Genomic DNA, 678 nt, shown 5'->3' on the forward strand with positions numbered 1-678 from the left:
CAGGTGTTCAAGATGCAGGCCAACATGGACAAGAACCACCGGGACCGGATGGCGTTCGTGCGGGTCAGCTCGGGCCGCTTCGACCGGGGCATGGTGCTCACCCACGCGCCCACGGGGCGCCCCTTCGCGACCAAGTACACCCAGGCGGTGTTCGGCTCGGACCGCTCCACCATCGACACGGCCTTCCCGGGTGATGTGATCGCGCTGGTCAACGCCCAGGCGCTGGCGGTGGGGGACACCCTGTTCGAGGGTCCCAAGGTCGCTTTCCCGCCGATCCCGAGCTTTGCTCCGGAGCACTTCGTGGTGGCGCGGGCGGTGGACGCGGGCAAGTACAAGCAGTTCCAGCGCGGGATCGCGCAGTTGGACGCCGAGGGTGTGGTGCAGGTGCTCACCTCCGATGTGCGCGGTGAGCAGGCGCCGGTGCTGGCGGCGGTGGGTCCGCTGCAGTTCGACGTGGTCAGGCACCGTATGGAGCACGAGTTCCGTTCTCCGATCGAGGCCTCGCCTCTGGAGTACTCGGTGGCGCGGCGCACGGACGAGGCCTCTGCTGGGGCGTTGCACGCGCTGTCGGGGGCGGAGGTGCTGCGGCGCCGCAACGACGGTGAGCTGTTGGTGCTGGTGCACAACAAGTGGCGGTTGCGGGTGATCGAGCGGGACCACCCGTCCCTGTTCATGGAG

General features: G+C 68.6%; 1 pseudogene. It reads left to right on the plus strand.

What is annotated here, in order from left to right:
- Positions 1-678: pseudogene (locus D458_RS0132670) on the plus strand (peptide chain release factor 3); the annotation flags it as partial.

The sequence above is a fragment of the Nocardiopsis ganjiahuensis DSM 45031 genome (assembly GCF_000341085.1).
GTDB classification, from domain to species: Bacteria; Actinomycetota; Actinomycetes; order Streptosporangiales; family Streptosporangiaceae; genus Nocardiopsis; species Nocardiopsis ganjiahuensis.